We start from the raw sequence: 23,707 nt of genomic DNA, 5'->3' as shown, positions 1-23,707 counted from the left end.
AAGTCAATCATAAAAGAACCCCGGTTTTGGCCGGGGTTCCTGTAAAATCATCAGGTTAGCACTACTTTTAACCGGCGATAACGTGCCGGTGTCAGCTTAGCCGTGGCGGCGCTCAAACTCTGCCATAAAGTCGGTCAGTGCTTTAACCCCTTCAATCGGCATGGCGTTATAAATCGACGCCCGCATCCCCCCCACCACACGGTGCCCTTTCAACGCATGTAACCCAGCTTTAACAGACTCATCAAGGAAAACCTTGTCCAGCGCTGCATCCGCCAACTGGAAGGGGATATTCATCCAGGAGCGATTAGCTTCGGCTACTTCATTGCGATAGAAATCACTCTGATCAATCACACCATACAGCAATTCCGCCTTGGCTTTATTGCGTTTTTCCATCTCAAGCAGCCCGCCCTGCTCTTTCAGCCATTTAAAGACCATGCCGGAAAGATACCAGGCAAAGGTAGGCGGCGTGTTGAACATGGAGTCATTTTCAGCCAGTACCGTGTAATCCAGAATAGAAGGCAAGACCCCTTTTGCTTTGCCCAGCAGATCGTCACGTACAATCACCAGCGTCAGGCCGGCAGGGCCGATATTTTTTTGTGCACCAGCATAGATGACGCCAAATCGGCTGACGTCAATCGGACGGGAAAGAATGGATGAGGAGTAGTCAGCCACCACCACTTTGTCACCGAAATCCGGCATCTCATGAATGGCCACGCCATCAATGGTTTCATTGGGGCAGTAATGAACATAGGCGGCATCATCATGCAGGTCCCATTCATGCATCGGCGTGACAGCCCGGCGGCCATCCTGCGTGGTAGCAGCGGCATTAATCACATGAGGCGTGCAATATTTTTGCACTTCCTTGATGGCACTGTGAGCCCAGTAACCGCCATCCACATAATCAGCGGTGGTTTTCTCACCCAGCAGGTTCAGCGGCACGGCAGCAAATTGCGCGCGTGCACCGCCATGGCAAAACAGTACTTTATAATTGGCCGGGATTTTCAGCAGATCGCGCAGGTCACGTTCTGATTCTTCTGCCACCTGAATGAATTCTTTGCTGCGATGGCTGATTTCCATAACAGACGTGCCTAATCCATGCCAGTTGCAAAGCTCTTGCTCGGCACGACGCAAAACTTCTACCGGCAGCATAGCCGGACCCGCACTGAAATTGAAAACCTGAGTCATTTCCCTTCACCACTCGCTAAGATAACTGTTATGTATGACCAACCTGCTATCGGTTTTATCACTCGAACCCGCGCCCTGCAACGGTTATTCTGCTGTGGGAAACCCAGCGGAAGAAACAATAACAAGATCCTATGCTTATACTCTCCCGCTATTCCCGGAGCCCACCTTTATCTTCTCCCTTAACAGGGCGATAAATTGGCAGGATGTTCTGAGTTTACACGATACGGCGGTGCGTCAGGGCCGTGACCCATTTATCGCTGCCGCATTGCGGGCAGCGATGGGTTTCCCCCTTTTTCAGGGCATGAATAAGGCTGCAGTGATGACAGGCGTACTCATCATCTTCCGGGACTTTTTTGAGAAACGTTACATAGTCGGCAGGCATAACCGGCAGGCCCGGCTTGACCTTTTCCGGTTCAAAAAAGAACACGCTGATCGCCCCGTTTACCTCCAGGATAGCCAGTCTTACCTGTCCCAGGTGCTCAACACCGGCCAGCCGGAACTCCATAAAGAACTCATCATGGGTGATATTGCGTTTCTTCATGGTATGCCATTCGAACTGCCCCTCCCGCACGATGACCACCGGTTTGCCTTCCAGCCAGTTCTGGAACATCCGGTGAGAAGACATCAGCCACGTCGCCAGCCGGTAAAAAATCATAATAGAAATGAAAACGGCGAATACCGGCAATAAAGGAACATCATCATAAAACGTCACGTCCCCGGCGGCAGATCCCAGGGTCAGAATGATCAGGACTTCAAATAGTGACATCTGTCTGACCCCACGCCGGCCGCTGACCTTAAGAAAGATAAACACCAGCACGAATGTAAATAAGCTGCGTAAAGCGACTTCCGCCAGAAATTCCACCGGGAACTTGTCTAGTAACATCCGTTGAATATCAAATGCTTTCATTATGGCTTCCCTTTCAGAGCAATTTTTTAGTAGGCGGGGCTGATAAAATAGAACGTCCTCCGGACGGACAACGACGCGCGTTCTTTTACGCAGCCCGCAGTATGATAAAAAATTAGGATTATCAATCCATAAGAATAATCAGTTTCTCCCGGCCGCCGGCGCCTCATCAACCCATGGAGCTTAGGAATAAAAGTCCGTATTATGGCGGTTTTCAGTACGATAAAAAGTGAACCCCATGACCCAAACCTTTATTCCCGGCAAAGATGCAGCGCTTGAAGACTCCATCGCCCGCTTCCAGCAAAAACTCACCGATCTGGGCTTCCATATTGAAGAAGCTTCCTGGCTCAACCCGGTACCCCATGTCTGGTCGGTGCATATCCGCGACCGCGATTGTCCGCTGTGCTTTACCAACGGCAAAGGTGCCAGTAAAAAAGCCGCGCTGGCGTCTGCATTGGGTGAATACTTTGAACGCCTGTCGACCAACTATTTCTTTGCCGATTTCTACCTGGGCAAAGAGATTGCCGAAGGCGATTTCGTGCATTATCCGAATGAAAAATGGTTCCCGCTGCCGGAAGACAACAGCCTGCCCCACGGTATTCTGGATGAGCGCCTGCACGCGTTTTATGATCCGGAACAGGAGCTGAGCGCCAGCGATCTTATCGATCTCCAGTCAGGCAATGCGGCTCGGGGTATCTGTGCTCTGCCGTTCACCCGCCAGTCCGATCTCAATACCGTCTATATTCCGATGAACATCATCGGCAACCTGTATGTTTCCAACGGTATGTCTGCCGGGAACACTGCGAATGAAGCACGTGTTCAGGGGTTGTCGGAAGTTTTCGAGCGGTACGTTAAAAACCGGATTATCGCTGAGTCCATCAGCCTGCCGGAGATCCCGCAGGATGTGCTGGCGCGCTATCCGGGGGTAGTGGAAGCCATCGCCAAACTGGAAGAGGAAGGTTTCCCGATTCTGTCGTATGACGCCTCCCTCGGCGGCCAGTACCCAGTTATTTGTGTGGTGCTGTTTAACCCGGCCAACGGCACCTGTTTTGCCTCCTTTGGCGCGCACCCGGATTTCGGCGTGGCACTGGAGCGTACCGTCACTGAGCTGTTACAGGGCCGTAGCCTGAAAGATCTCGATGTCTTTACCCCGCCTACGTTTGATGATGAAGAAGTAGCGGAACATGCCAACCTTGAGACCCACTTTATCGACTCAAGCGGCCTGATCTCCTGGGATATGTTTAAACAGGATGCCGATTATGCCTTTGCTGACTGGGATTTCAGCGGCACGACGGAAGAGGAATTCTCTACCCTGATGGCCATTTTCCAGCAGGCAGACGCGGAAGTGTATATTGCTGACTATGAGCACCTGGGTGTCTATGCCTGCCGTATTCTGGTGCCGGGCATGTCAGATATCTATCCGGCGGAAGATCTGTTGCTGGCTAACAACAGCATGGGCGCCCCCCTGCGGGATAAACTGCTGGCGCTGCCGGCCAGTGACTGGTCTCAGGAAGAGTATCTGGCGCTGATTCAGGAGCTGGATGACGAAGGGCTGGATGATTTCACCCGCGTGCGTGAACTGCTGGGGCTGGCGACCGGCAAAGATAACGGCTGGTATACCCTGCGCGTTGGCGAACTGAAGTCTATGTTGGCACTGGCCGGCGGCGACCTGGATCAGGCACTGATTTGGGCGGAGTGGACGCAGGAATTCAATGCCTCTGTCTTTACCCCTGAGCGCAGTAATTACTACCGCTGTCTGCAAACCCTGCTGCTGCTGGCACAGGAGCCTGAGCGCGAACCGGCACAATATTATACTGCATTCGTGAAAATGTACGGTCAGGATGCGGTGGATCAGGCATCTGCCGCCCTGAGTGGCGAAAGCCGTTTCCATGGGCTGTTTGCCATTGATGAGGAACTGAAAGCCCTGCCGGCCCACCAGGCCTTACTGGCTGCTTATGAAAAATTGCAGCAGGCTAAGCGCCGTTACTGGGCTAAGGCGTAACGGGCAGGGGTTATAAGGCAAGAGCTATAAGGCAAAGCCTATAACCCCGCACATCCGATGTGTTGACGTATAATGACTCTCCAGCGCCGGTAATGAATATTTTTACCGGCGCTGTTTTTTCTTGAGATGATTTCTAAGCGTTACCACCTTTTCACCCAATTTATAGAGGAAAAATCCTACCAATGTTATTTTAGTTAAAAGAAAGTAAATGAAATGATAAAAATATAGTCAATATTAATTTATGAATTAAACAATAAAGTATAAATATCAACTTTTTTAAGCAGGCTTTCCAACTGAAATCAAAAATTAATATAAATATTAAAATATTTTTTTATTATATTAATCATAATGATAAGCTGAAAATAGCTTTCTTTTCATACATACCAGGCATAACTCCCCCGCGTATTATGATCTAAATCAACTTTTACACTATACTGCTTTGTTAGTATCTCTTTGCACTGTCTTAACCATCAGAGAGAGTTAGTGTGAAAGCTGAGAATCCCTTCGATCTTCTTCTTCCGCCCGCTGCAGCAAAAGTGGCTGAAGATGCAGGCGTATATAAAGCAACAAAACACCCGCTTACTACGTTTTATTTAGCGATTACTGCCGGTGTGTTTATTTCTATCGCCTTCGTTTTTTATATTACTGCAACCACTGGTACTGCTGCCGTGCCCTATGGGTTTGCCAAACTGATTGGTGGGCTCTGTTTCTCATTGGGGCTAATGCTGGTCGTCGTCGGGGGTGCTGACCTGTTTACGTCTACCGTATTGATTGTGGTGGCTAAAGCGAGCAAGCGTATTACCTGGGGCCAGTTAACCCGTAACTGGATTAACGTTTATCTGGGTAATCTGGTAGGTGCGCTCTTCTTTGTTGCCCTTATCTGGTTTGCTGGTGAACATAAAGTCGCAAATGGTCTGTGGGGGTTGAATGTGCTTCAGACTGCCGACCATAAAATGCACCACACCTTTATTGAAGCTGTCTGCCTCGGCACACTGGCAAACCTGATGGTCTGTCTGGCTGTATGGATGAGCTACTCCGGCCGCAGCCTGATGGACAAAATGTTTGCGATGTTGTTACCGGTCGGCATGTTTGTCGCCAGTGGTTTTGAGCACAGCATTGCCAACATGTTTTTAATTCCCCTCGGCATTGTCATTAAAGAATTTGCAACACCGGAGTTCTGGCAAGCGGTGGGGGCAACACCCGATCAATTCTCACATCTGACCGTCAGTAATTTTATTGTCGACAACCTGATCCCCGTCACCATCGGCAATATTATCGGGGGCGGCATTCTGGTTGGGTTGACGTACTGGGCTATTTATTTGCGTGGTGATGCCCATCACTAGATGCGCAGTGTCACTACACCGGGTTTACAAAGAAATTCACATTTTAAGGTAGGTGCACAATGTCCGAGCTTAATCAAAAATTAGCAACCGCATGGGAAAGCTTCCGCAACGGTGACTGGCAACATGAGGTCAATGTCCGTGACTTCATCCAGAAGAACTACACCCCGTATGAAGGCGACGAGTCTTTCCTGACGGGCGCAACGGATGCCACCACTACCCTGTGGGCCGATGTCATGGAAGGGGTCAAAATTGAAAACCGTACCCATGCACCGGTAGATTTTGATACCCATGTTGCCGCGACCATTACGTCTCACGATGCCGGCTATATCAACAAAGGGTTGGAGAAGATTGTTGGCCTGCAGACCGATGCTCCGTTAAAACGTGCGCTGATTCCGTTTGGCGGCATCAAAATGGTAGAAGGTTCCTGTAAGGTTTATGGCCGCGAACTGGATCCGCAACTGAAAAAAGTGTTTACAGACTACCGTAAAACCCACAACCAGGGCGTGTTTGACGTCTATACCCCAGATATTCTGCGCTGCCGCAAATCCGGCGTGCTGACCGGTCTGCCGGATGCCTATGGCCGTGGCCGTATTATCGGTGACTACCGTCGTGTCGCGCTGTATGGCATCGATTTCCTGATGGCAGACAAATTTGCTCAGTTCAAATCCCTGCAAGAAAGACTGGAAAACGGCGAAGATCTGGAAATGACTATCCAGTTGCGCGAAGAGATTGCTGAACAGCACCGCGCGCTGGGTCAGATTAAAGAGATGGCAGCCAAATATGGTTATGATATCTCCGGCCCGGCTCAAACCGCGCAGGAAGCAGTACAATGGACCTACTTCGGCTATCTGGCCGCAGTAAAATCCCAGAATGGCGCTGCGATGTCCTTTGGCCGTGTCTCGACCTTCCTGGATATCTATATCGAGCGTGATATCAAAGCCGGCAAACTCACTGAACAGCAAGCCCAGGAGTTGATCGACCACCTGGTCATGAAGCTGCGTATGGTGCGTTTCCTGCGAACTCCGGAATATGATGAGCTCTTCTCCGGCGACCCAATCTGGGCCACTGAATCCCTGGCAGGGATGGGTGTGGACGGCCGTACGTTGGTCACCAAAAACAGCTTCCGTTTCCTGAACACGCTTTACACCATGGGCCCGTCCCCTGAGCCAAACATGACCATTCTGTGGTCTGAAAAACTGCCTCTGAACTTTAAGAAATTCGCCGCAAAAGTCTCTATCGATACCTCATCCGTTCAGTATGAGAACGATGACCTGATGCGTCCGGACTTCAATAATGATGACTATGCGATCGCCTGCTGCGTCAGCCCGATGATTGTCGGGAAACAGATGCAGTTCTTCGGCGCACGCGCCAACCTGGCGAAAACCATGCTCTATGCCATTAATGGCGGCATGGATGAAAAAATGAAAATGCAGGTCGGCCCGAAAGAAGCACCGATGATGGATGAAGTGCTGGACTACGATAAAGTGATGGACCGGATGGATCACTTTATGGATTGGCTGGCAAAACAGTATGTGACTGCCCTGAACATCATCCATTACATGCATGATAAATATAGCTATGAAGCGGCATTGATGGCCCTGCATGATCGGGACGTTTACCGCACCATGGCCTGCGGTATCGCCGGGTTATCTGTTGCTGCTGACTCCCTGTCTGCGATTAAATACGCCAAAGTCTCAACTATTCGTGATGAAGATGGCCTGGCTGTAGACTTCAAAATCGAAGGTGAATACCCGCAATTTGGTAACAATGACTCACGGGTGGATGACATTGCCTGCGATCTGGTTGAGCGCTTTATGAAGAAAATTCAGAAGCTGCGTACCTATCGTCATGCTGTGCCTACTCAGTCTGTACTGACGATCACGTCCAACGTTGTGTATGGTAAAAAAACCGGTAACACCCCGGATGGCCGTCGCGCCGGTGCACCATTTGGCCCGGGTGCCAACCCAATGCATGGCCGCGATCAGAAAGGTGCTGTCGCCTCGCTGACCTCTGTCGCCAAACTGCCGTTTGCCTATGCGAAAGATGGTATTTCTTACACCTTCTCCATCGTACCGAACGCACTGGGCAAAGATGATGATGTCCGTAAGGCGAATCTGGCAGGGTTGATGGACGGTTATTTCCACCATGAAGCGTCAATTGAGGGTGGTCAGCACCTGAATGTGAACGTCATGAACCGTGAGATGTTACTGGACGCCATGGAGCATCCGGAAAAATATCCGCAACTGACGATTCGTGTTTCAGGTTATGCGGTACGTTTTAACTCGCTGACTAAAGAACAGCAGCAAGACGTGATTACCCGCACCTTTACCAAATCGCTGTAATTACCCCGGTGATATCAAGGCCCCTGCTCAGGGGCCTTTCACCTCTTCCCAACCCTCTGCGCATCGACTTTCCACGCTGAGTGTCGGTTTTGCCGGGCATCTCTATACTGAAGGTGGCAGGCAAAACCGTTATTCAACGCCGGGCCGGCATTCACACCATGCCAGGTACATCGCTGTACTTCCCGCCGTTTATTGAAAAAGACTGCTCGTGAACAGTCACTACTGGAGAGCCCGCAATGTCAGTAAAAGGTCGTATCCACTCTTTTGAGTCCTGTGGCACCGTTGATGGCCCAGGCATTCGCTTTATCGTTTTTTTCCAGGGTTGTTTGATGCGTTGCCTCTATTGCCACAACCGCGATACCTGGGACACCCACGGCGGTAAAGAGGTCACGGTTGAGGAGCTGGTAAATGAAGCCGTGACTTACCGGCACTTTATGAATGCATCGGGAGGCGGTGTTACAGCGTCCGGCGGTGAAGCCATTCTGCAGGCAGAATTTGTGCGTGATTGGTTCCGGGCATGCCATAAAGAGGGCATCAATACCTGTCTTGATACCAATGGCTTTGTACGCCGTTATGATCCGGTAATCGATGAACTGCTGGATGTGACAGATTTAGTTATGCTCGATCTCAAGCAGCTGAATGACAGTATCCACCAAAATCTGGTGGGGGTATCAAACCACCGTACGTTGGATTTTGCCCGTTATCTGGCTAAACGTAATCAGCGTACCTGGATCCGGTATGTGGTCGTGCCTGGATGGTCAGATGATGACAAGTCAGCACATATGCTGGGTGAATTTACTAAAGACATGACTAATATTGAGAAAATTGAATTGCTGCCTTATCACGAACTGGGCAAGCATAAATGGATTGCGATGGGCGAAGAGTACAAGCTTGATGGCGTGAAACCACCCAGCAAAGAGATCATGGATCGGGTTAAGCATATCCTTGAAGGCTATGGCCACAAGGTCATGTATTAATATAAAGGCGCGGATAGTGACTATCCGCGCCTTTATCTCAGGCTGTAGCCACCGGCGTCGAGGAATGGCCGGCTTTTTTGAAAAGCATGACCATATAGATTAATGCCACTGCAGCAATCATCACAAACAGCAACTGATCCGAATAATGCTGCATTAATATTGCTGTCATGGTCGGGCCGGTCAAGCTGCCAATGGTATAACTCATCAACAATGCCTGATTCATCGCCACCAGCTCATGCGCCGGGACGCGTTCACATGCCCAGGCCATGGCGACCGGGTACAATGTAAAGCCTGCGCAGCCAAGAATAAACAGTGTGGGTGCCATGGCATAACCGCTTAACATTGCTACGCTGCCCAACATCACCACAAACACCTGAATACGCAGCACCAGCAAACGTCCGTAACGATCGGCCAGCCGCCCTACCGGCCACTGCCCGACAATACCTGCACTCACCAGCAACGCCATCCAATAGCCGACATTGCCGTCGCTCATTCCCTGATGAGAAAGGTAAAGCGGCATCAGCCCATAAAGAGAGCCCAAAACAATCCCGGAAATGATGCAGCCATTAATTCCCAGGCGGGCATCACGACGTTTCAGCATCGGCCATACCGAAGTATGTGGCTGGGTCACATCCTGATAACCGAATGCCGCAAAGAACAGCGGTAACATGGCGAAGAGAACCAGGGCCGTTACCCAGGGCAGCACGCTCAGCAGCCCGGTAGGCATTATCCCCAGCAACAACTGCCCGCTTACGGTGGCCAGGTAATAGGTCATCATATACGCGGCCAGTAATTGGCCGCGATTCTGCACCGTGCCGCTGCGCAACAATGCACTTTCCACTACAACCCAAATCAGCGCGCACCCTACCCCAGCAAAGTAACGGCAACCCAGCCAGGCCCAGAAATTGACCGAGTACGCCAGCCCGGCAGTGGCCAACGCAAACACCAGACAGGAGAAATAATAACTGCGATTAAAGCCATAGCGTTTAATCACCGCGCCGGCAATCAATGTACCGACAAGGTTACCGCAAAAATAAGCGGAGCTGACCAGCCCGATCTGCCAGGTCGGTAACGATTCGTGGGTCAGCCATAAAGGCACCAGTGTGTTCAGAACCGCAATTGAAACGGTCAGCAATAAAAGCCCACAGAGCAGTAACAGCACCGGGCGGGAGTAGGCAGACATAGTCGTGGATGATAATCAGGAGGCGAAGAGTGCGCGCATCATGCCACCCGCCATTAAAAAGTCAATCCAGTAAAAAAACCCGGCAGCACAAAGTGTTACTCCTTGATTGAAATCATTTATCAACCCTTGTCGGGTGGGTGTCATGCCTAAAGGGAATCAAATTAATATGCCCATGATAACAAGCAAGTTTACAGGCGCCGCAGCCCCAACATTGGGCCTCAATAATGGATGGAACATTTTCTTGATTAAAAAATATTGCCGACGCAGAACAGGCGTTTGCGCACAAGCGGCACACGATATCCAGGTGGCCTAGACACCCGGCGGTAATAGCCGGACGTAAGCCCATGTTTTTTTCTGTGTCGGCAGAAAGTGCCCCAGTCTGACACACCAGTGTACAGGCCAGACAACCGTCACATGCTGCGGTATCGACAACAATTTCCGCCCTCCCTTGAATCAGACGGATCATGCCTACCCGGCAGGCTTCGGCACAGGCTCCGCATCCGTTGCAACGGGCCAGAAACCCCTTTCCCTGCAAGGCTTGCGGTGGCCGCACAGCCACCGGGCCTTCTGGGAAAGGGGAGACCGGCCGCGCTGCATTGAACAGGCTACGTAGCAAGCCGCGCCGGCTGACTCGCTGTGAGAAATCCAGGCCTGACTCATCGTGTTTTTTAGCAGCACACATCAGCGATACAGTATTTTTATAGGTACCTCTATCTCTCGCACCATGCGCCAGCCAGAGAGTGTGACGTGAGTCAGGGATGCCGCGGCCTGATAGAAAGGATGCCTGGCGGCAGCTTCCAATAAGGTGAGATAGTGCGGTGCCCAGGGCAGCAGGTGTTCAGAAAGAAACTCATCCACGTCTGCCGGGCGCTCCTCTGCCAGCCAGGCGGCCATCAGCAATAATAAGCCAATATGATCTTCCGGCTCCTGCGGCGGGTGATAAGACGTAATCCCCCGTGCTGATAACCAATGACGCAATGCCAGGGTAGAGTCACCAAACACCACACTCTCCCGATCCAGATAAACCGATCCCCATGGGGGCGCTGCAAGGGCATCAGGCCCAATAAACAGGCGCTGATAAGCCTCGCTTAGTGGCTCATGGGAAGGTTGGGAAAACCCTTCGGAAAGCGAGGCGAGTATGGCATCCGAACCATAAGGCCAGGCCTTAACCCACGCGGCTGACATAAACAGGGGCTTTACCGTCTCAAATTCGGGTACACCCGGCGGATGATAGAGCAGCGCACCGCATAGGCGGCCGGTCAGGGCAAGGTTTTGCAGCATGATAATAACCTTTGAAGTAAGAAACCGGCTTACCCAGATGATAAGCCGACAATATTGAAGCACTAGCCGCCGTAGGTCAGGCCAACCGTCATATGCAGTCCGTAGAAGATCCCGCGCCCGATTAGCTCACCGGCAACCACCAGCGTAAATCCGCTTGCCAGGGTTAAAATACCGGGCGTTTTTTGTTTTAACAGCGGAGCAATCCAGCAGCCCAGCCCGATGGCAATCAACGCCAGCCGCCAGGCCAGCAAGTCGCCCAGTGCCGGTACTAAAGAAGAGGCCGTCTGTACCGAACTATGGATGCTGTTCAACCCCGCCACCTGACTGAACCAGGCAATACAGCTGATGATCAATGCCAGCAGGCTCACCAACGGTAATAAACGCACACTGCCGCGGGTAACCACGCCAGCCGACCGCAGAAGTAAATAACCCAGCAGCGGGCCACCGATCAGGGCCGTCAGGGCAAAACTGAGCGAGGTGTACACCGGGCTCCAGGTCGGGACAGTAGTGATGTGGTAAACGCGCCCCATTGCATAGATAAAGCCGATGCCGGCCAGGCTGGTCACCAGAAGCCAGGGTTTGCTGAGTGCCGGCGGCAGTTTATTGAATACCGCCAGCAGCCAATACAAACCGCCCAGCGCAAAAAATAGTGAGCCACTGGCAATCTCATTACTAAGGGGCGAAGCACCCATGCGGTTAAGCGCATTAAACATCCGTGCAGGTGAACCCAAGTGCATTACGGACGCAACAAAAGCCATGCCCATCAGTACCCACAGGAAAAACATCCGTAGCCGGGCAGTATGCACCACCCGGCTCACCTGTTTGCCTTCCGCCAGCACCAGCGCCATCACAATAAACGCCCCTACCACACACTGCCCCAGCACCGTAAAAACGATCAGCGGCCATTCATGCCATCCCGTTCCCATCTCACACCTCCTTTGGATTTGCCAGATGGCCGGTAGTGTCTCCTACCGGCCGGTAGTTGGCGTTCGGCTTAATAACGATATTCGGCCGGGTAAAGTGCGCGGCAGGCAGGGGAGCAACCTCAGCCAGCTCCCCATATTTGGCTCGGAGTTCATCTATCGGCGCCATGTCCAGTGCCCGCAGCGGACAAGACTCCACGCAAATGGGCTTTTTACCCTCAGCGACACGCGTGTAACACCCATCGCATTTGGTCATATGACCTTTGGCTGCGTTGTACTGCGGTGCCCCATAAGGGCAAGCCATGTGGCAATAACGGCAGCCAATGCATACCTCTTCATTCACCACCACGAACCCATCAGCCCGTTTATGCATTGCGCCGCTGGGGCAAACTTTGGTGCAGGCCGGGTCTGCACAGTGGTTGCAAGACAGCGAAAGATAGTAAGCAAAAACATTCTGCTGCCACCCGGCCCCCTCTTTTTGCCAGCTGCCGCCCGCATATTCATAGACACGGCGGAAACTGACATCAGGCGTCAGGTTTTTAAAATCCTTGCACGCCAGCTCACAGGTCTTACAACCGGTACAACGGCTGGAATCAATATAAAAGCCATATTGGGTTGTCATTCTTTGCTCCTTAAGCTTTTACCTTTTCGACCTGCACCAGATTGCTGTGCGAAGGGTTCCCTTTCGCCAGCGGTGAAGGGCGCTGCGATGTCAGCACGTTAATCGAGCCGGCATGATCAATTTTCTGTGCGTCAGGGCTGTACCAGGCCCCTTCGCCCAGGGCAACCACACCCGGCAAAATACGTGGCGTTACCCTGGCGGTAATACGGACTTCACCGCGATCGTTGAAAATGCGGATCAGATCGCCATTGGCAATCTGCCGTTTTGCGGCGTCATGGGGGTTAATCCACATCTCCTGGCGACAGGACGCTTTCAAGACATCCACATTGCCGTAGGTAGAGTGAGTGCGGGCTTTATAATGAAAACCGGTCAGTTGCAGGGGGTAGCGCAGGCTAAGCGAATCGTCATGACTTTCAAAACCAGCGGCATAGATCGGTAAAGGATCGATGACATCGCCCTCGGCCAACTGCCAGATCGCAGCGATCTCCGCCAGTTGTGCCGAATAGATTTCAATTTTGCCGGACGGTGTCGCCAGGGGATTGGCGGCCGGATCCTGCCGGAATTCGCGGTAGGCAACGTGATGCCCCTGGGGGTCGCGCTGTTTGAATATCCCCTGACGGCGGAACTGGTCGAAGTCAGGCAAGTCAGGGATAGCCTCTCGGGATTGCTGATAAAGGTAACGCAGCCACTGTTCCTGACTGCGGCCCTCGGTAAATCGCTCTTGCACTCCCAGCCGTTTCGCCAGTGCGGTGGTCATCTCATAGAGGGTTTTACACTCGAAAGGCGGCGCGATGACTCGATCGGCAAAAATCGCGTAGTCCATGTTGCCGCAGGAGGCATCCAGGCAGAAATCCATCTGCTCAGCGGCGGTGCAATCGGGCAGGAGAATATCGGCATACCTGGCCGAGGAGGTCATGTGGTTATCAATCACCACAATCATTTCACACAGGGAGTCATCCTGAAGAATTTCATGCGTCCGGTTAATATCAGAATGCTGATTGATCAGGCAATTGCCGGCGTAATTCCAGATAAATTTAATAGGCACATCCAGCTTATCCTTACCGCGCACTCCATCACGTCGGGCGGTCATTTCCGGGCCGCGGAGGATAGCGTCTGTCCACATAAACATAGAAATGCTGGCCTTCACCGGATTTTCCAGCGTCGGCATCCGTACGAAAGGCAGGCTGTAGGCTCCCTCACGGGCACCTGAATTCCCGCCGGAAATGCCGACGTTACCGGTCATGATCGCCAGCATTGCAATGGCACGGGTGGTGGTTTCACCATTGGCATGACGCTGCGGCCCCCATCCCTGGGAGATAAAGGCCGGTTTACTCTGGCCGATTTCCCGCGCCAGCTGGATAATTTTGCTTTCCGGGACGCCGGTAATTGCGGCTGCCCAGGCAGGGGTTTTCGCTGTGGTGTCTTTTCCCTGCCCAAGAATATAGGCTTTATAGCTCGCTTCCGGCGGGACGCCGGGCGGCAGGGTTTTCTCATCGTAGCCTACGCAGTAAGCATCAAGAAACGCCTGATCTATCAGGTTTTCCGTAATCATAACGTACGCCAGGGCTGAGGCCAGTGCGGCGTCGGTTCCTGGGCGCAGCGGAATCCATTCATCTTCCCGGCCTGCGCCGGTATCGGTATAGCGCGGATCAATGATGATCAGACGGGCGTTGGATTTCTGGCGTGCCTGCTCCAGATAGTAAGTGACCCCGCCGCCACTCATTCGCGTTTCACCCGGATTATTGCCGAACAGCACCACCAGCTTGCTGTTTTCAATATCGGACGGGCTGTTACCGTCTGCCCAGCCGCCGTAGGTATAATTCAGGCCGGCGGCAATCTGGGCCGAGCTGTAATCTCCATAGTGGTTGAGATAGCCGCCGCAACAGTTCATCAACCGGGCAATTAAAGTTTTTCCCGGCGGCCAGGAACGGGTCATGGTACCGCCCAGCGTGCCGGTACCGTAGTTCAGATAAATGGCTTCATTACCATAATCCCGGATAATGTGTTTCAGCGTTCCGGCCAGCATATCCAAGGCTTCATCCCAACTGATACGCTTAAATTTTCCTTCACCGCGCTTGCCTACCCGCTTCATCGGGTATTTCAGGCGGTCTGGATGCGCGATCCGCCGCCGCATCGAACGCCCGCGCAGGCAGGCGCGCACCTGATGTAGCCCTTCATAATCATCATCGCCGGTGTTATCTGTTTCCACATAAAGGATCTCGTTACCCACAACATGCATCCGTAGCGGGCAGCGGCTGCCGCAGTTGACTGTGCAAGCGCTCCAGACCACTTTCTCCTGCTGCTGGGCAGACTTTCCCGGGGTTTCCGCCATACCCTGCGCGAAGGGCAAGGTGACACCCCCAGCAGCCAGGGCCAGACTGCCGGTGCCGCCTTTGATCAAAACACGGCGGCTAACAGGAATTTCAAGTAAGGGGGTTATTTCAGAATCGTTCATGTATTTCCCTTTTAGTGGATCACAAACGTGCCATCGCAGACACCCTGTGCGGCAGCTTCTGAGAAGTTCTCAGTAATATGGGGTTGTCATCCTATGAACCCTTGACTGCACGACTTGCCGGAAAATACGCCCCCTGCCGGGTAAGTACTTTGTTTATTATCAAGTAAGTGACAATGTCGGTGCCTGAAAACCAGGAAGAAGTTAAAAATGGGAAGTGGCGCGAAGAAATTGAAGAAAGGAGCGTTGAACTAAAAAATGGGCGTAAAAAAAGCGCCCGGAGGCGCTTTTTTCAGTCAAAAGCCGGCATCAGCCGATGTGGGTCGCCCCACGCATATAAGGACGCAATACTTCTGGGATCTCAATGCGGCCATCAGCCTGCTGATAGTTTTCCAGCACGGCCACCAGCGTACGGCCAACTGCCAGTCCGGAACCGTTCAGGGTGTGCACCAGGCGCGGTTTCTTCTCGGTTTTGCTGCGGCAACGGGCCTGCATACGGCGCGCCTGGAAATCCCCCATATTGGAGCAGGAAGAGATTTCACGGTAGGTGTTCTGCGCCGGCAGCCACACTTCCAGATCGTAGGTTTTTGTGGAGCCAAAGCCCATGTCACCGGTGCAAAGCAGCACTTTGCGGTACGGCAGGTTCAGCAGCTGCAAGACCTTCTCTGCATGGCCGGTCAACTCTTCCAGGGCCTGCATCGACTCTTCCGGACGCACGATCTGCACCATCTCTACTTTATCAAACTGGTGCATGCGGATCAGACCACGGGTATCACGCCCATAAGAACCGGCTTCAGAGCGGAAGCACGGGGTATGCGCCGTGAGTTTCAGCGGCAAAGACTCCTCTTCCAGGATCTCGTCACGCACCAGGTTAGTCAGCGGGACTTCCGCCGTCGGGATCAGCGCATAGTTGCTGCTGGTGGACTCTTCTTCCAACGGTTTGGTATGGAACAGGTCTTCACCGAATTTCGGCAACTGGCCGGTGCCGTACAGCGTGTCATGGTTGACCAGATAAGGCACATACGCCTCCTGATAACCATGCTGCTCGGTGTGCAGATCGATCATGAACTGCGCCAGCGCGCGGTGCAGGCGGGCGATTTCACCCTTCATGACCACAAAACGGGAGCCGGTCAGCTTAACGGCGGCAGCAAAATCCAGCCCGCCGGCCATTTCACCCAGCTCAACATGGTCGCGTACCGGGAAATCATACTGGCGTGGCTCACCCCAGCGGCTGATCTCCTGGTTTTCGCTGTCATCTTTGCCGTTAGGAACAGCATCATCCGGCAGGTTGGGAATCGACAGGGCAATATCACGGATGTCACTTTGCAGGGCATCCAGTTGCACCTTCGCGTTATCCAGTTTCTCACCCAGTACGTTTACTTCCTGACGCAGCGGCTCGATATCTTCGCCACGGCCCTTCGCAGCACCGATCGATTTCGATCGCGCATTACGCTCAGCCTGAAGATTTTCGGTTTCGACCTGCAATACTTTACGGCGTTCTTCCAGCGCACGTAATTTTTCCACGTCGAGAGTAAAGCCCCTGCGAGCCAGTTTTTCAGCGACTGCGTCCAGCTCAGTACGCAGTAAATTGGGATCGAGCATGCTAATCCTGTGCTTGTAGTTATTGAATGATATGTAACGAAAGATACCGCGAATGATCGCGGTATCCTGACGGTAATAATGAGGTAACCTTACCGCAAGCCACCCATCAGCGGTAGCGTTTTATGGGGCTATTTTGATCCTGTTCAGACAACCATGTCAGCTTTTCACCAATTTTACCTTCCAGTCCGCGGCTGGTCGGAAAATAGTACTGTGTGGCGGCCATTTCAGGCGGGAAATAGTTCTCACCGGCGGCATATGCATTGGGTTCATCATGCGCGTAACGGTACTCTGCCCCAAGCCCCATCTCTTTCATCAATTTGGTTGGCGCATTGCGCAAATGTTCCGGTACATCAAAATCGTTCTGTTCACGCGCATCACGCATTGCGGCTTTAAACGCGGTATACACGGCATTGCTCTTCGGCGCGCAAGCCAGATAAACAATGGCCTGCGCAATCGCCCGCTCACCCTCGGCCGGGCCGACGCGGGTAAAACAGTCCCAGGCAGCAATAGCGACCTGCATAGCGCGCGGGTCAGCATTGCCGACATCTTCGGACGCGATGGCCAGCAACCGGCGCGCGACATACAGCGGATCGCCGCCGGCAGTGATAATCCGTGCATACCAGTACAGGGCAGCGTCTGGTGCAGAGCCGCGCACGGACTTATGCAACGCAGAGATCAGGTCATAATAGCGGTCGCCCTTGTTATCAAAGCGGGCGCTGCGCTCACCGGACACTTCTTTCAGCAGCGCCGGCGTCAGGGTGCGTACCCCCTTCTTATCCGCCTCCGCCATATCGGCCATCATTTCCAGGCTGTTCAGCGCCCGCCGGGCATCCCCATTGACCAATTCAGCCAGCATACGGCGTGTTTCATCCGGCACCACTATCTGCCGTCCGGCCAGCCCGCGCTTGCTGTCATTCATGGCCTGATCGATCACTTTTTCGATATCGTCAGGCGTCAGTGCCTTCAGCAGGTAAACCCGCGCGCGGGACAGCAACGCTGAGTTGAGTTCAAATGAAGGGTTTTCCGTGGTCGCGCCAATGAACGTGATAGTGCCGTCTTCAATATGCGGCAGGAATGCATCCTGCTGGCTTTTATTGAAACGGTGCACCTCATCCACAAACAAAATTGTGCGTCGCCCGGCATTACGGTTCTGCCGCGCGCGCTCAATGGCTTCACGAATCTCTTTAATGCCGGAGGTCACCGCAGAAATACGCTCGACATCGGCCTGACCATAGCGGCCAATCAGTTCAGCCAGGGTCGTTTTGCCGGTGCCGGGCGGCCCCCAGAGGATCATGGAGTGCAGGTGACCAGCCTCAATGGCACGCGGTAACGGTTTACCAGGGGCCAGTAAATGCTGCTGGCCGATATACTCGGCCAGCGTTTCAGGCCGCATCCGTGCAGCCAGGGGTTGGAACTCATTCTGGGAAAAATCGAGTGACAAATTACTCACGCGCACCTCACTGGCGCTGGTCGTCCAGCGTCACCCCCTTCGGCGGGGTAAATTTGAATTTACCGGCATCAACAGCGCCGTTCTGCTGAGTTTTCAGGTTATACGCACTGCGTTGCCCATCCTGCTCCACGGCAGTAAAACTTTTGATCGTCCCGTCGTTGGTCACGGTAATAGCAAACTGCTTCAGGTTGCCGTTGGCGGATTTTGGCGTCAGCTCAAAATTATCGCCCTGCTGTTTAACGTCATAGTTGGCCCAGTCACTGCTGTTATTACGGGTAATCAGCATAAACGGGGTATTGCCGGTAGCGTTTTTCAGCCAGGTCGCCGTGACCTGCTCAACAAAAGGATTATAGAACCACAGCGTTTCGCCGTCAGAAACCAGCACGCTTTCATCCGGGGACGTCATATGCCAGTTAAACAAATTCGGACGTTTAACCCACAACTCCCCTTCCCCCTGCTGGACGTCAGATCCATCATCGGCGGTGACTTTCTGGGTAAAACTGGCATGGAAACTGTTTACTTTGCCCAGGCGGCTTTTCAGGTCACTGCTGGCATCCGCCAACACGGAGGCTGAGGTAAATGCCGTTAACAGACAGCCTACTGCTAATAATTTTTTCATTCTGACCATGACCTCATACATTCCATGATTACCGGGACACACTAATGATTTCATTAGCGAAGTGATGTAACTGTATCGGATTGTGGTTTGTCGCCGGTAGGTTATTTATCTCAAAACACCTGCTTTTACGCTTCTTTGCATAAGGGCCGCAACGCGGCCCTTATGAGTGGAGAGAGTTTATTCGTGCGGTGGTGGGGCCAGGACATCGCGGTTGCCGTTATGCCCCGGCTCACTGACAATGCCCTGCGCTTCCATCTGTTCAATGATACGTGCCGCCCGGTTGTACCCGATGCGGAACTGGCGCTGCACACCGGAAATCGAGGCACGGCGCTTATCGATCACAAAGGCGACCGCCTGATCGAACAGCGGGTCAAGCTCCTCATCACTGTCAAGGCCCCCACCGCCCTCGCCCTCTTCAGCCCCGGTCGTGATGCTGTCGATGTAACGTGGGCGCCCGCGGGCTTTCCAGTCCTGTACCACGGCGTGCACTTCCTGATCGCGCACAAAAGCACCGTGTACTCGCACCGGAATCGAGGAGTTAGGTGCCATGTAGAGCATGTCCCCCATCCCCAGCAGGGACTCTGCGCCACCCTGATCGAGGATGGTACGTGAGTCAATTTTACTGGAGACGGTAAAGGCAATACGCGTCGGGATGTTGGCTTTAATCAGGCCGGTGATCACATCTACCGATGGCCGCTGGGTAGCCAGCACCAGGTGGATACCGGCAGCACGCGCTTTCTGCGCCAGCCGGGCGATCAATTCCTCAACCTTTTTACCCACGGTCATGATCAGGTCGGCAAACTCGTCAACCATCACCACAATATAAGGCTCACGCTCCAGCACCGGCGGCGTGATGTCCATGCTGTCTGTGGGTTTCCAGAACGGATCGGGGATCGGGCGACCCATCGCTTCCGCCTGATCTACCCGTTCGTTATACCCGGCCAGGTTACGCACCCCCAACGCAGACATCAGCTTGTAGCGGCGTTCCATCTCGCCCACGCACCAGTTCAGCGCATTGGCGGCCTTCTTCATATCGGTAACCACTTCGGTTAACAGGTGCGGAATACCTTCATAGACCGACAGCTCCAGCATTTTCGGGTCGATCATGATAAAGCGTACATCTTCTGGTTTCGCTTTATACAACATGCTGAGGATCATGGCGTTAACGCCCACAGACTTACCGGAACCGGTGGTACCGGCCACCAGCAGGTGCGGCATTTTTGCCAGATCGGCCACCACCGGCTGGCCGGAGATATCTTTACCGAGCACCACACAAAGCGGGGAAGGATTATCACGGAAGGCCGGGCAGTCCAGCACTTCGCGCAGATAGACCGTCTGCCGTTTGGTGTTCGGTAACTCCAGCCCGACGTAGGGCTTGCCGGGGATCACTTCAACCACGCGCACGGCAGAGGTCGAGAGCGATCGTGCCAAATCGCGTGAGAGGTTGGAAATACGTGCTGCTTTCACCCCCGGTGCCAGATCCAGCTCAAACCGTGTAATAACTGGCCCCGGCAGAATATCAACGACATCTGCCTTCACGCGGTAATCCGCCAGGCTGGCTTCCACCAGCCGCGCTTTCTGCTCCAGCGCAAACATGTCTACCGGTGCCACTTCTGTCGGCGCAGCCGTCAGCAGATCCAGCGTCGGCAATGGCGTGGTCGGCTTCTCAAGCGGCTGATCGTGACGCACCAGGAACGGGTGGAACAGGCTGTCCATGGCCGGTTTTGGCGCATCATCGGCAGGGGGTGAATAGACCTCTTGCGGGGCAGAGGCTACGGGCTCAGGCCGGTAAACGGGCTGCTCTGCCGGGCTCACCGGTTGCGATGCTTCCGTACGGTACGCAGGCTGTTCTGCCGGACGCGCCGGTTGCGGTGCTTCCGTGCGGTAAGCCGGCGTTGCAGGCTCAGGCTGGTACGCAGGCTGCTCTGCCGGGCGCACCGGTTGCGGCGCTTCCGTACGATAAGCCGGGGCCGCAGGCTCAGGCCGGTACGCAGGTGCGGTGGGTTCCACATGGTAGGCAGGTGCCTGCTGCGGAGCCTGATAAGCCGTTGCCGGGGCAGCCGGCGGCTGCTGAACCGGCGCATAAGCAGGGGGCTGCGTGACGGCCTCCGGCTCTGACGGCAGGGTAAACATCGGCTCTGACGACGTATCGCCGGCTACATCATCTACCGGCGAGAAGGAGAATGCATTGGCGGTGCGGGTCACCCTGCTGGCCGCTGCCGTAACGGCAGCTGTTGCCGCAGACGCAGCAGCCAGACTGCCGCCTTGCCCTGCCACAGTGCCTGAAGACGCTGTCGCCGGCGTGCTGCCGTAACGCGCCTGTTCCCGTGCCGCAAAGGCCGAGCGCAAACTCTCCTCATCCTCATGCAGCGGTTCCGCTTCAGCCGGTTGCGGCGCGGCATCGGATGCTGCGCTGAAAGGCGTACGGTAACGTTGTTGCTGTTGATCGGCGAAGGCACGGCTGAGGGCAGCTTCATCATCCGTGTCTGCCTGCGCTACATGGCTTTCGCCGGCTGGAGCAGGTGCATCGTCTGATTGATAGTCCGTGCCATAACGTTGCTGCTGTTGTTCGGCAAACGCAGCGCCCAGCGCTTCTTCATGGGCAGTATCCTCGCCTTCACCCGGTGTTGCCGGGGAAGCGTTGCGGGCTGCCTGTTCTGCCTGGCGTTGTGACGGCAGTTTAATTCCGTAGGAGGCCAGCTCACGCCGGGTCGGAATACGTACCGGGTTCGGTCGTGGCAGTTCGGGGCCGATGCCCTGCTTCACTTGCGGGTTACTGTCACTGACGGCACTGAATGCCGGCATAAAGGTCGCACCCGCCGCAGCCTCTGCGTCTCCCTCAGCCAGACGGGTTGCCCCGCCCAACAAACGGCCATTATCCGGCACATCGTCACTTTCCTGTTGAGCCGCAGAGAAATCAAACGGTGAATGGGTCGCGTCAGCCTCATGCCAGTTACCGAGGCGCGGCCCCTCCTCCTCGTCAGCCGGTAACGAAATATGCCCCCCGGTAAGCTGAGTCGGTGCCGGCGTAGCCTGAGGGGCAGCCCCCTGCTCTTCCGGCAATGCAAAGTGCGCGGCCGGCATCACCGGCTGTTCTGCGGCCGTAACTGCCGCCGCAGGCGCGGTGTCGTTGACCGCCAGAGCAGGTTCAGAGATCGGCATCTCAGCGACAGAAGCAGCCGGAGCAGCCGGAGCAGCCGGAGCAGCCGGAGCAGCCGGAGCAGCCGGAGCAGCCGGAGCAGCCGGAGCAGCCGGAGCAGCCGGAGCAGCCGGAGCAGCCGGAGCAGCCGGAGCAGCCGGAGCAGCCGGAGCAGCCGCAATCCTGGCCGCAGACGGCGCAGAGAGCAACACATCTTCGTCGTCAGCAGTCAGGTGAGGAACCGGTTCTTCCGCCTCATGGCGCACCGGCGGGAGGTCATCGTCCTCATCGTCGTACTCGTACGCGTCATCACGGCGCGAACGGTTACTCATCAGGGTTGCGGCACCCAGCACCACGCTGCCGATGCGTTCAGCAATGGTCAGCCAGGACCAGCCGGTAAACAGCGTAAACGCAACTGCCCATACGCCAAGCAGCGCCAGCGTCGCGCCCATACTGTTCACCCAGGGCGTCAGGGCATTGCTCAGCAGGCTACCGATCACGCCGCCGGAGGCGAAGTAATAGAGATCGTCAATGTTCAGCGCCGCCAGGCCACATGAGGTCAGCACCAGCGCCAGCACACCGATAAGCCGCAGCGAGAGGGTAAAGTAATCGATGTATTCACTGCTGCCGCGCTGGCGATAGGAAACCCAGCACATCATCAGCATCAGGGGAGGAATGGCATAGGCAAACACACCAAAGGTGAAGAACAGCGTATCGGCCATCCAGGCACCGACGCCGCCGCCCAAATTATGAATCGGCTCATGCCACGCTGTCTGTGACCAACTGGGGTCAGAAGGATTAAAACTGAGCAGCGCTGCCATGAGATAAATCCCGAAAAGCGCAATCAGCACCAGCAAGGCTTCAAGTAACCGCCGGCTGCTGCTGACTTTTTTCAGGCCAAACTCTTTATCTTCTGTGTATTCCTGGCTCAAGAAAGGCTCTCCAGGTTCCTGTGAACTGAAATAGCAACAGCGCCGGGAACCCTTCCCGGCGCGTGGGCTGTATGGATAAACAGGAGTGTAGCGAATATATTCAGGTTTTGCACCTGCAGGTTTTACCGGGTCTTGATGACCAGACGGTTACTCTGTTTCACTTCTTCCATTACCACATATGTGCGGGTGTCATTAACGCCCGGCAGGCGCAACAATGTTTCACCCAACAGCTTGCGGTAAGCGGACATATCCGGCACACGGGTTTTCAACAGATAGTCGAAGTCCCCGGAAACCAGATGACACTCCTGGATATCTTCCAGCTTCTGAACTGCGGCATTAAATTGCTCAAATACATCCGGCGCGCCACGGTTGAGGGTGATCTCAACGAACACCAGCAGCGAGGCATCCAGATAATGAGGATTGAGCAATGCGGTATAGCCATGAATGAAATTCTGTCGCTCAAGGCGACGGACACGCTCCAAACACGGCGTAGGGGATAACCCTACCCGTTTAGAAAGCTCGACGTTGGAGATGCGGCCATCCTTTTGTAACTCATTCAGGATGTTGCGATCTATGCGGTCGAGATCTTTTCCCGGTCGTTTTTTGTTGTCTGCCATTATTATTGTCTCTCTTCTGTTCTTCCCTGTCTTTACACACCCTGCCAACTTCATGTGTTAAGGGCTTGTCCCAAGCGAATACCCAATGCCTGTGTTTGCGGCCAGACACGACACTTCACCCCCGCGCGGCGCTT

16 protein-coding genes and 2 pseudogenes are annotated in these 23,707 nt (G+C 54.1%); 4 read left to right on the top strand and 14 right to left on the bottom strand.

Going from position 1 to position 23,707, the window contains the following annotated elements; genetic code table 11:
• Positions 1–96 precede the first annotated feature (96 nt).
• Positions 97–1,185, bottom strand: a complete 1,089-nt coding sequence (gene serC, locus CYR55_RS00310; RefSeq protein ID WP_101814191.1) for a 3-phosphoserine/phosphohydroxythreonine transaminase — start codon at positions 1,183–1,185, stop codon at positions 97–99.
• A gap of 214 nt (positions 1,186–1,399) precedes the next feature.
• Positions 1,400–2,092 carry a DUF421 domain-containing protein gene (locus CYR55_RS00305; RefSeq protein ID WP_101814190.1) on the bottom strand — a complete coding sequence of 231 codons (693 nt, stop codon included), beginning with the start codon at positions 2,090–2,092 and terminating at the stop codon, positions 1,400–1,402.
• A 235-nt stretch (positions 2,093–2,327) separates the two neighbouring features.
• Between CYR55_RS00305 and ycaO the strand changes: the two genes are divergently transcribed.
• The 4 genes from ycaO (at position 2,328) to pflA (ending at position 8,753) form a co-directional block, all read left to right on the top strand.
• Positions 2,328–4,091 carry a 30S ribosomal protein S12 methylthiotransferase accessory factor YcaO gene (gene ycaO / locus CYR55_RS00300; protein ID WP_101814189.1) on the top strand — a complete coding sequence of 588 codons (1,764 nt, stop codon included), beginning with the start codon at positions 2,328–2,330 and terminating at the stop codon, positions 4,089–4,091.
• Positions 4,092–4,576: 485 nt separating this feature from the next.
• Positions 4,577–5,434, top strand: a complete 858-nt coding sequence (gene focA, locus CYR55_RS00295) for a formate transporter FocA (protein WP_101814188.1) — start codon at positions 4,577–4,579, stop codon at positions 5,432–5,434.
• A gap of 59 nt (positions 5,435–5,493) precedes the next feature.
• Positions 5,494–7,776: a formate C-acetyltransferase gene (pflB, locus tag CYR55_RS00290; protein ID WP_101814187.1), complete on the top strand. Its 2,283-nt coding sequence runs from the start codon at positions 5,494–5,496 to the stop codon at positions 7,774–7,776.
• Between the two features lie 236 nt (positions 7,777–8,012).
• A complete protein-coding gene (gene pflA / locus CYR55_RS00285) occupies positions 8,013–8,753 on the top strand; it encodes a pyruvate formate lyase 1-activating protein (RefSeq protein ID WP_101814186.1) in 741 nt (246 codons plus the stop codon).
• Between the two features lie 37 nt (positions 8,754–8,790).
• On the opposite strand, the gene CYR55_RS00280 is transcribed toward pflA, so the two are convergent.
• From CYR55_RS00280 to lrp, 12 genes and pseudogenes are all read right to left on the bottom strand, one after another.
• Entirely contained in the window at positions 8,791–9,936 is a 1,146-nt protein-coding gene (locus CYR55_RS00280; RefSeq protein WP_101814185.1) for an MFS transporter, read from the bottom strand.
• 112 nt (positions 9,937–10,048) lie between these two features.
• Positions 10,049–10,618: a 4Fe-4S binding protein gene (locus tag CYR55_RS24175; protein ID WP_146000934.1), complete on the bottom strand. Its 570-nt coding sequence runs from the start codon at positions 10,616–10,618 to the stop codon at positions 10,049–10,051.
• Positions 10,618–11,217, bottom strand: coding sequence for a Tat proofreading chaperone DmsD (gene dmsD / locus CYR55_RS00275; RefSeq protein ID WP_101814184.1), 600 nt, complete (start codon positions 11,215–11,217; stop codon positions 10,618–10,620). The genes CYR55_RS24175 and dmsD overlap by 1 nt, the downstream gene beginning before the upstream one ends.
• Positions 11,218–11,279: 62 nt before the next feature.
• Positions 11,280–12,143, bottom strand: coding sequence for a DmsC/YnfH family molybdoenzyme membrane anchor subunit (locus CYR55_RS00270; RefSeq protein WP_101814183.1), 864 nt, complete (start codon positions 12,141–12,143; stop codon positions 11,280–11,282).
• A gap of 1 nt (position 12,144) precedes the next feature.
• The gene (locus CYR55_RS00265; protein ID WP_101814182.1) at positions 12,145–12,762 is read right to left on the bottom strand and encodes a DMSO/selenate family reductase complex B subunit; all 618 of its coding nucleotides are present in this window, start codon (positions 12,760–12,762) and stop codon (positions 12,145–12,147) included.
• A gap of 10 nt (positions 12,763–12,772) precedes the next feature.
• Positions 12,773–15,217: a dimethylsulfoxide reductase subunit A gene (gene dmsA / locus CYR55_RS00260; protein WP_101814181.1), complete on the bottom strand. Its 2,445-nt coding sequence runs from the start codon at positions 15,215–15,217 to the stop codon at positions 12,773–12,775.
• A gap of 306 nt (positions 15,218–15,523) precedes the next feature.
• The gene (gene serS, locus CYR55_RS00255) at positions 15,524–16,816 is read right to left on the bottom strand and encodes a serine--tRNA ligase (RefSeq protein WP_101814180.1); all 1,293 of its coding nucleotides are present in this window, start codon (positions 16,814–16,816) and stop codon (positions 15,524–15,526) included.
• A 106-nt stretch (positions 16,817–16,922) separates the two neighbouring features.
• Complete coding sequence (locus CYR55_RS00250; RefSeq protein ID WP_101814652.1) at positions 16,923–18,266, bottom strand: replication-associated recombination protein A; 1,344 nt, start codon at positions 18,264–18,266, stop codon at positions 16,923–16,925.
• A gap of 7 nt (positions 18,267–18,273) precedes the next feature.
• Positions 18,274–18,885: an outer membrane lipoprotein periplasmic chaperone LolA gene (gene lolA / locus CYR55_RS00245; RefSeq protein WP_101814653.1), complete on the bottom strand. Its 612-nt coding sequence runs from the start codon at positions 18,883–18,885 to the stop codon at positions 18,274–18,276.
• A 177-nt stretch (positions 18,886–19,062) separates the two neighbouring features.
• Positions 19,063–21,711 (bottom strand): annotated as a pseudogene (locus tag CYR55_RS00240) (DNA translocase FtsK); the annotation flags it as partial.
• A 732-nt stretch (positions 21,712–22,443) separates the two neighbouring features.
• Positions 22,444–22,845: pseudogene (locus CYR55_RS24170) on the bottom strand (DNA translocase FtsK 4TM domain-containing protein); the annotation flags it as partial.
• Positions 22,846–23,078: 233 nt separating this feature from the next.
• On the bottom strand, positions 23,079–23,573 hold the full coding sequence (gene lrp / locus CYR55_RS00235) for a leucine-responsive transcriptional regulator Lrp (RefSeq protein ID WP_072925842.1): 495 nt from the start codon (positions 23,571–23,573) through the stop codon (positions 23,079–23,081).
• Between the last annotated feature and the right edge of the window lie 134 nt (positions 23,574–23,707).

This window comes from Chimaeribacter californicus (genome assembly GCF_002858675.1).
Classification (GTDB): Bacteria; Pseudomonadota; Gammaproteobacteria; order Enterobacterales; family Enterobacteriaceae; genus Chimaeribacter; species Chimaeribacter californicus.
Note: the sequence above shows the minus strand (reverse complement) of the source record. Positions and strands in the feature narration are given on the sequence as shown.

Bases quoted from the DNA above. Each gene is read 5' to 3' on its own strand.
- serC (WP_101814191.1), bottom strand. From the start codon at position 1,185: ATGACTCAGGTTTTCAATTTCAGTGCGGGTCCGGCTATGCTGCCGGTA.
- CYR55_RS00305 (WP_101814190.1), bottom strand. From the start codon at position 2,092: ATGAAAGCATTTGATATTCAACGGATGTTACTAGACAAGTTCCCGGTG.
- ycaO (WP_101814189.1), top strand. From the start codon at position 2,328: ATGACCCAAACCTTTATTCCCGGCAAAGATGCAGCGCTTGAAGACTCC.
- pflB (WP_101814187.1), top strand. From the start codon at position 5,494: ATGTCCGAGCTTAATCAAAAATTAGCAACCGCATGGGAAAGCTTCCGC.
- pflA (WP_101814186.1), top strand. From the start codon at position 8,013: ATGTCAGTAAAAGGTCGTATCCACTCTTTTGAGTCCTGTGGCACCGTT.
- CYR55_RS00280 (WP_101814185.1), bottom strand. From the start codon at position 9,936: ATGTCTGCCTACTCCCGCCCGGTGCTGTTACTGCTCTGTGGGCTTTTA.
- CYR55_RS24175 (WP_146000934.1), bottom strand. From the start codon at position 10,618: ATGTGTGCTGCTAAAAAACACGATGAGTCAGGCCTGGATTTCTCACAG.
- dmsD (WP_101814184.1), bottom strand. From the start codon at position 11,217: ATGCTGCAAAACCTTGCCCTGACCGGCCGCCTATGCGGTGCGCTGCTC.
- CYR55_RS00270 (WP_101814183.1), bottom strand. From the start codon at position 12,143: ATGGGAACGGGATGGCATGAATGGCCGCTGATCGTTTTTACGGTGCTG.
- CYR55_RS00265 (WP_101814182.1), bottom strand. From the start codon at position 12,762: ATGACAACCCAATATGGCTTTTATATTGATTCCAGCCGTTGTACCGGT.
- dmsA (WP_101814181.1), bottom strand. From the start codon at position 15,217: ATGAACGATTCTGAAATAACCCCCTTACTTGAAATTCCTGTTAGCCGC.
- serS (WP_101814180.1), bottom strand. From the start codon at position 16,816: ATGCTCGATCCCAATTTACTGCGTACTGAGCTGGACGCAGTCGCTGAA.
- lolA (WP_101814653.1), bottom strand. From the start codon at position 18,885: ATGAAAAAATTATTAGCAGTAGGCTGTCTGTTAACGGCATTTACCTCA.
- lrp (WP_072925842.1), bottom strand. From the start codon at position 23,573: ATGGCAGACAACAAAAAACGACCGGGAAAAGATCTCGACCGCATAGAT.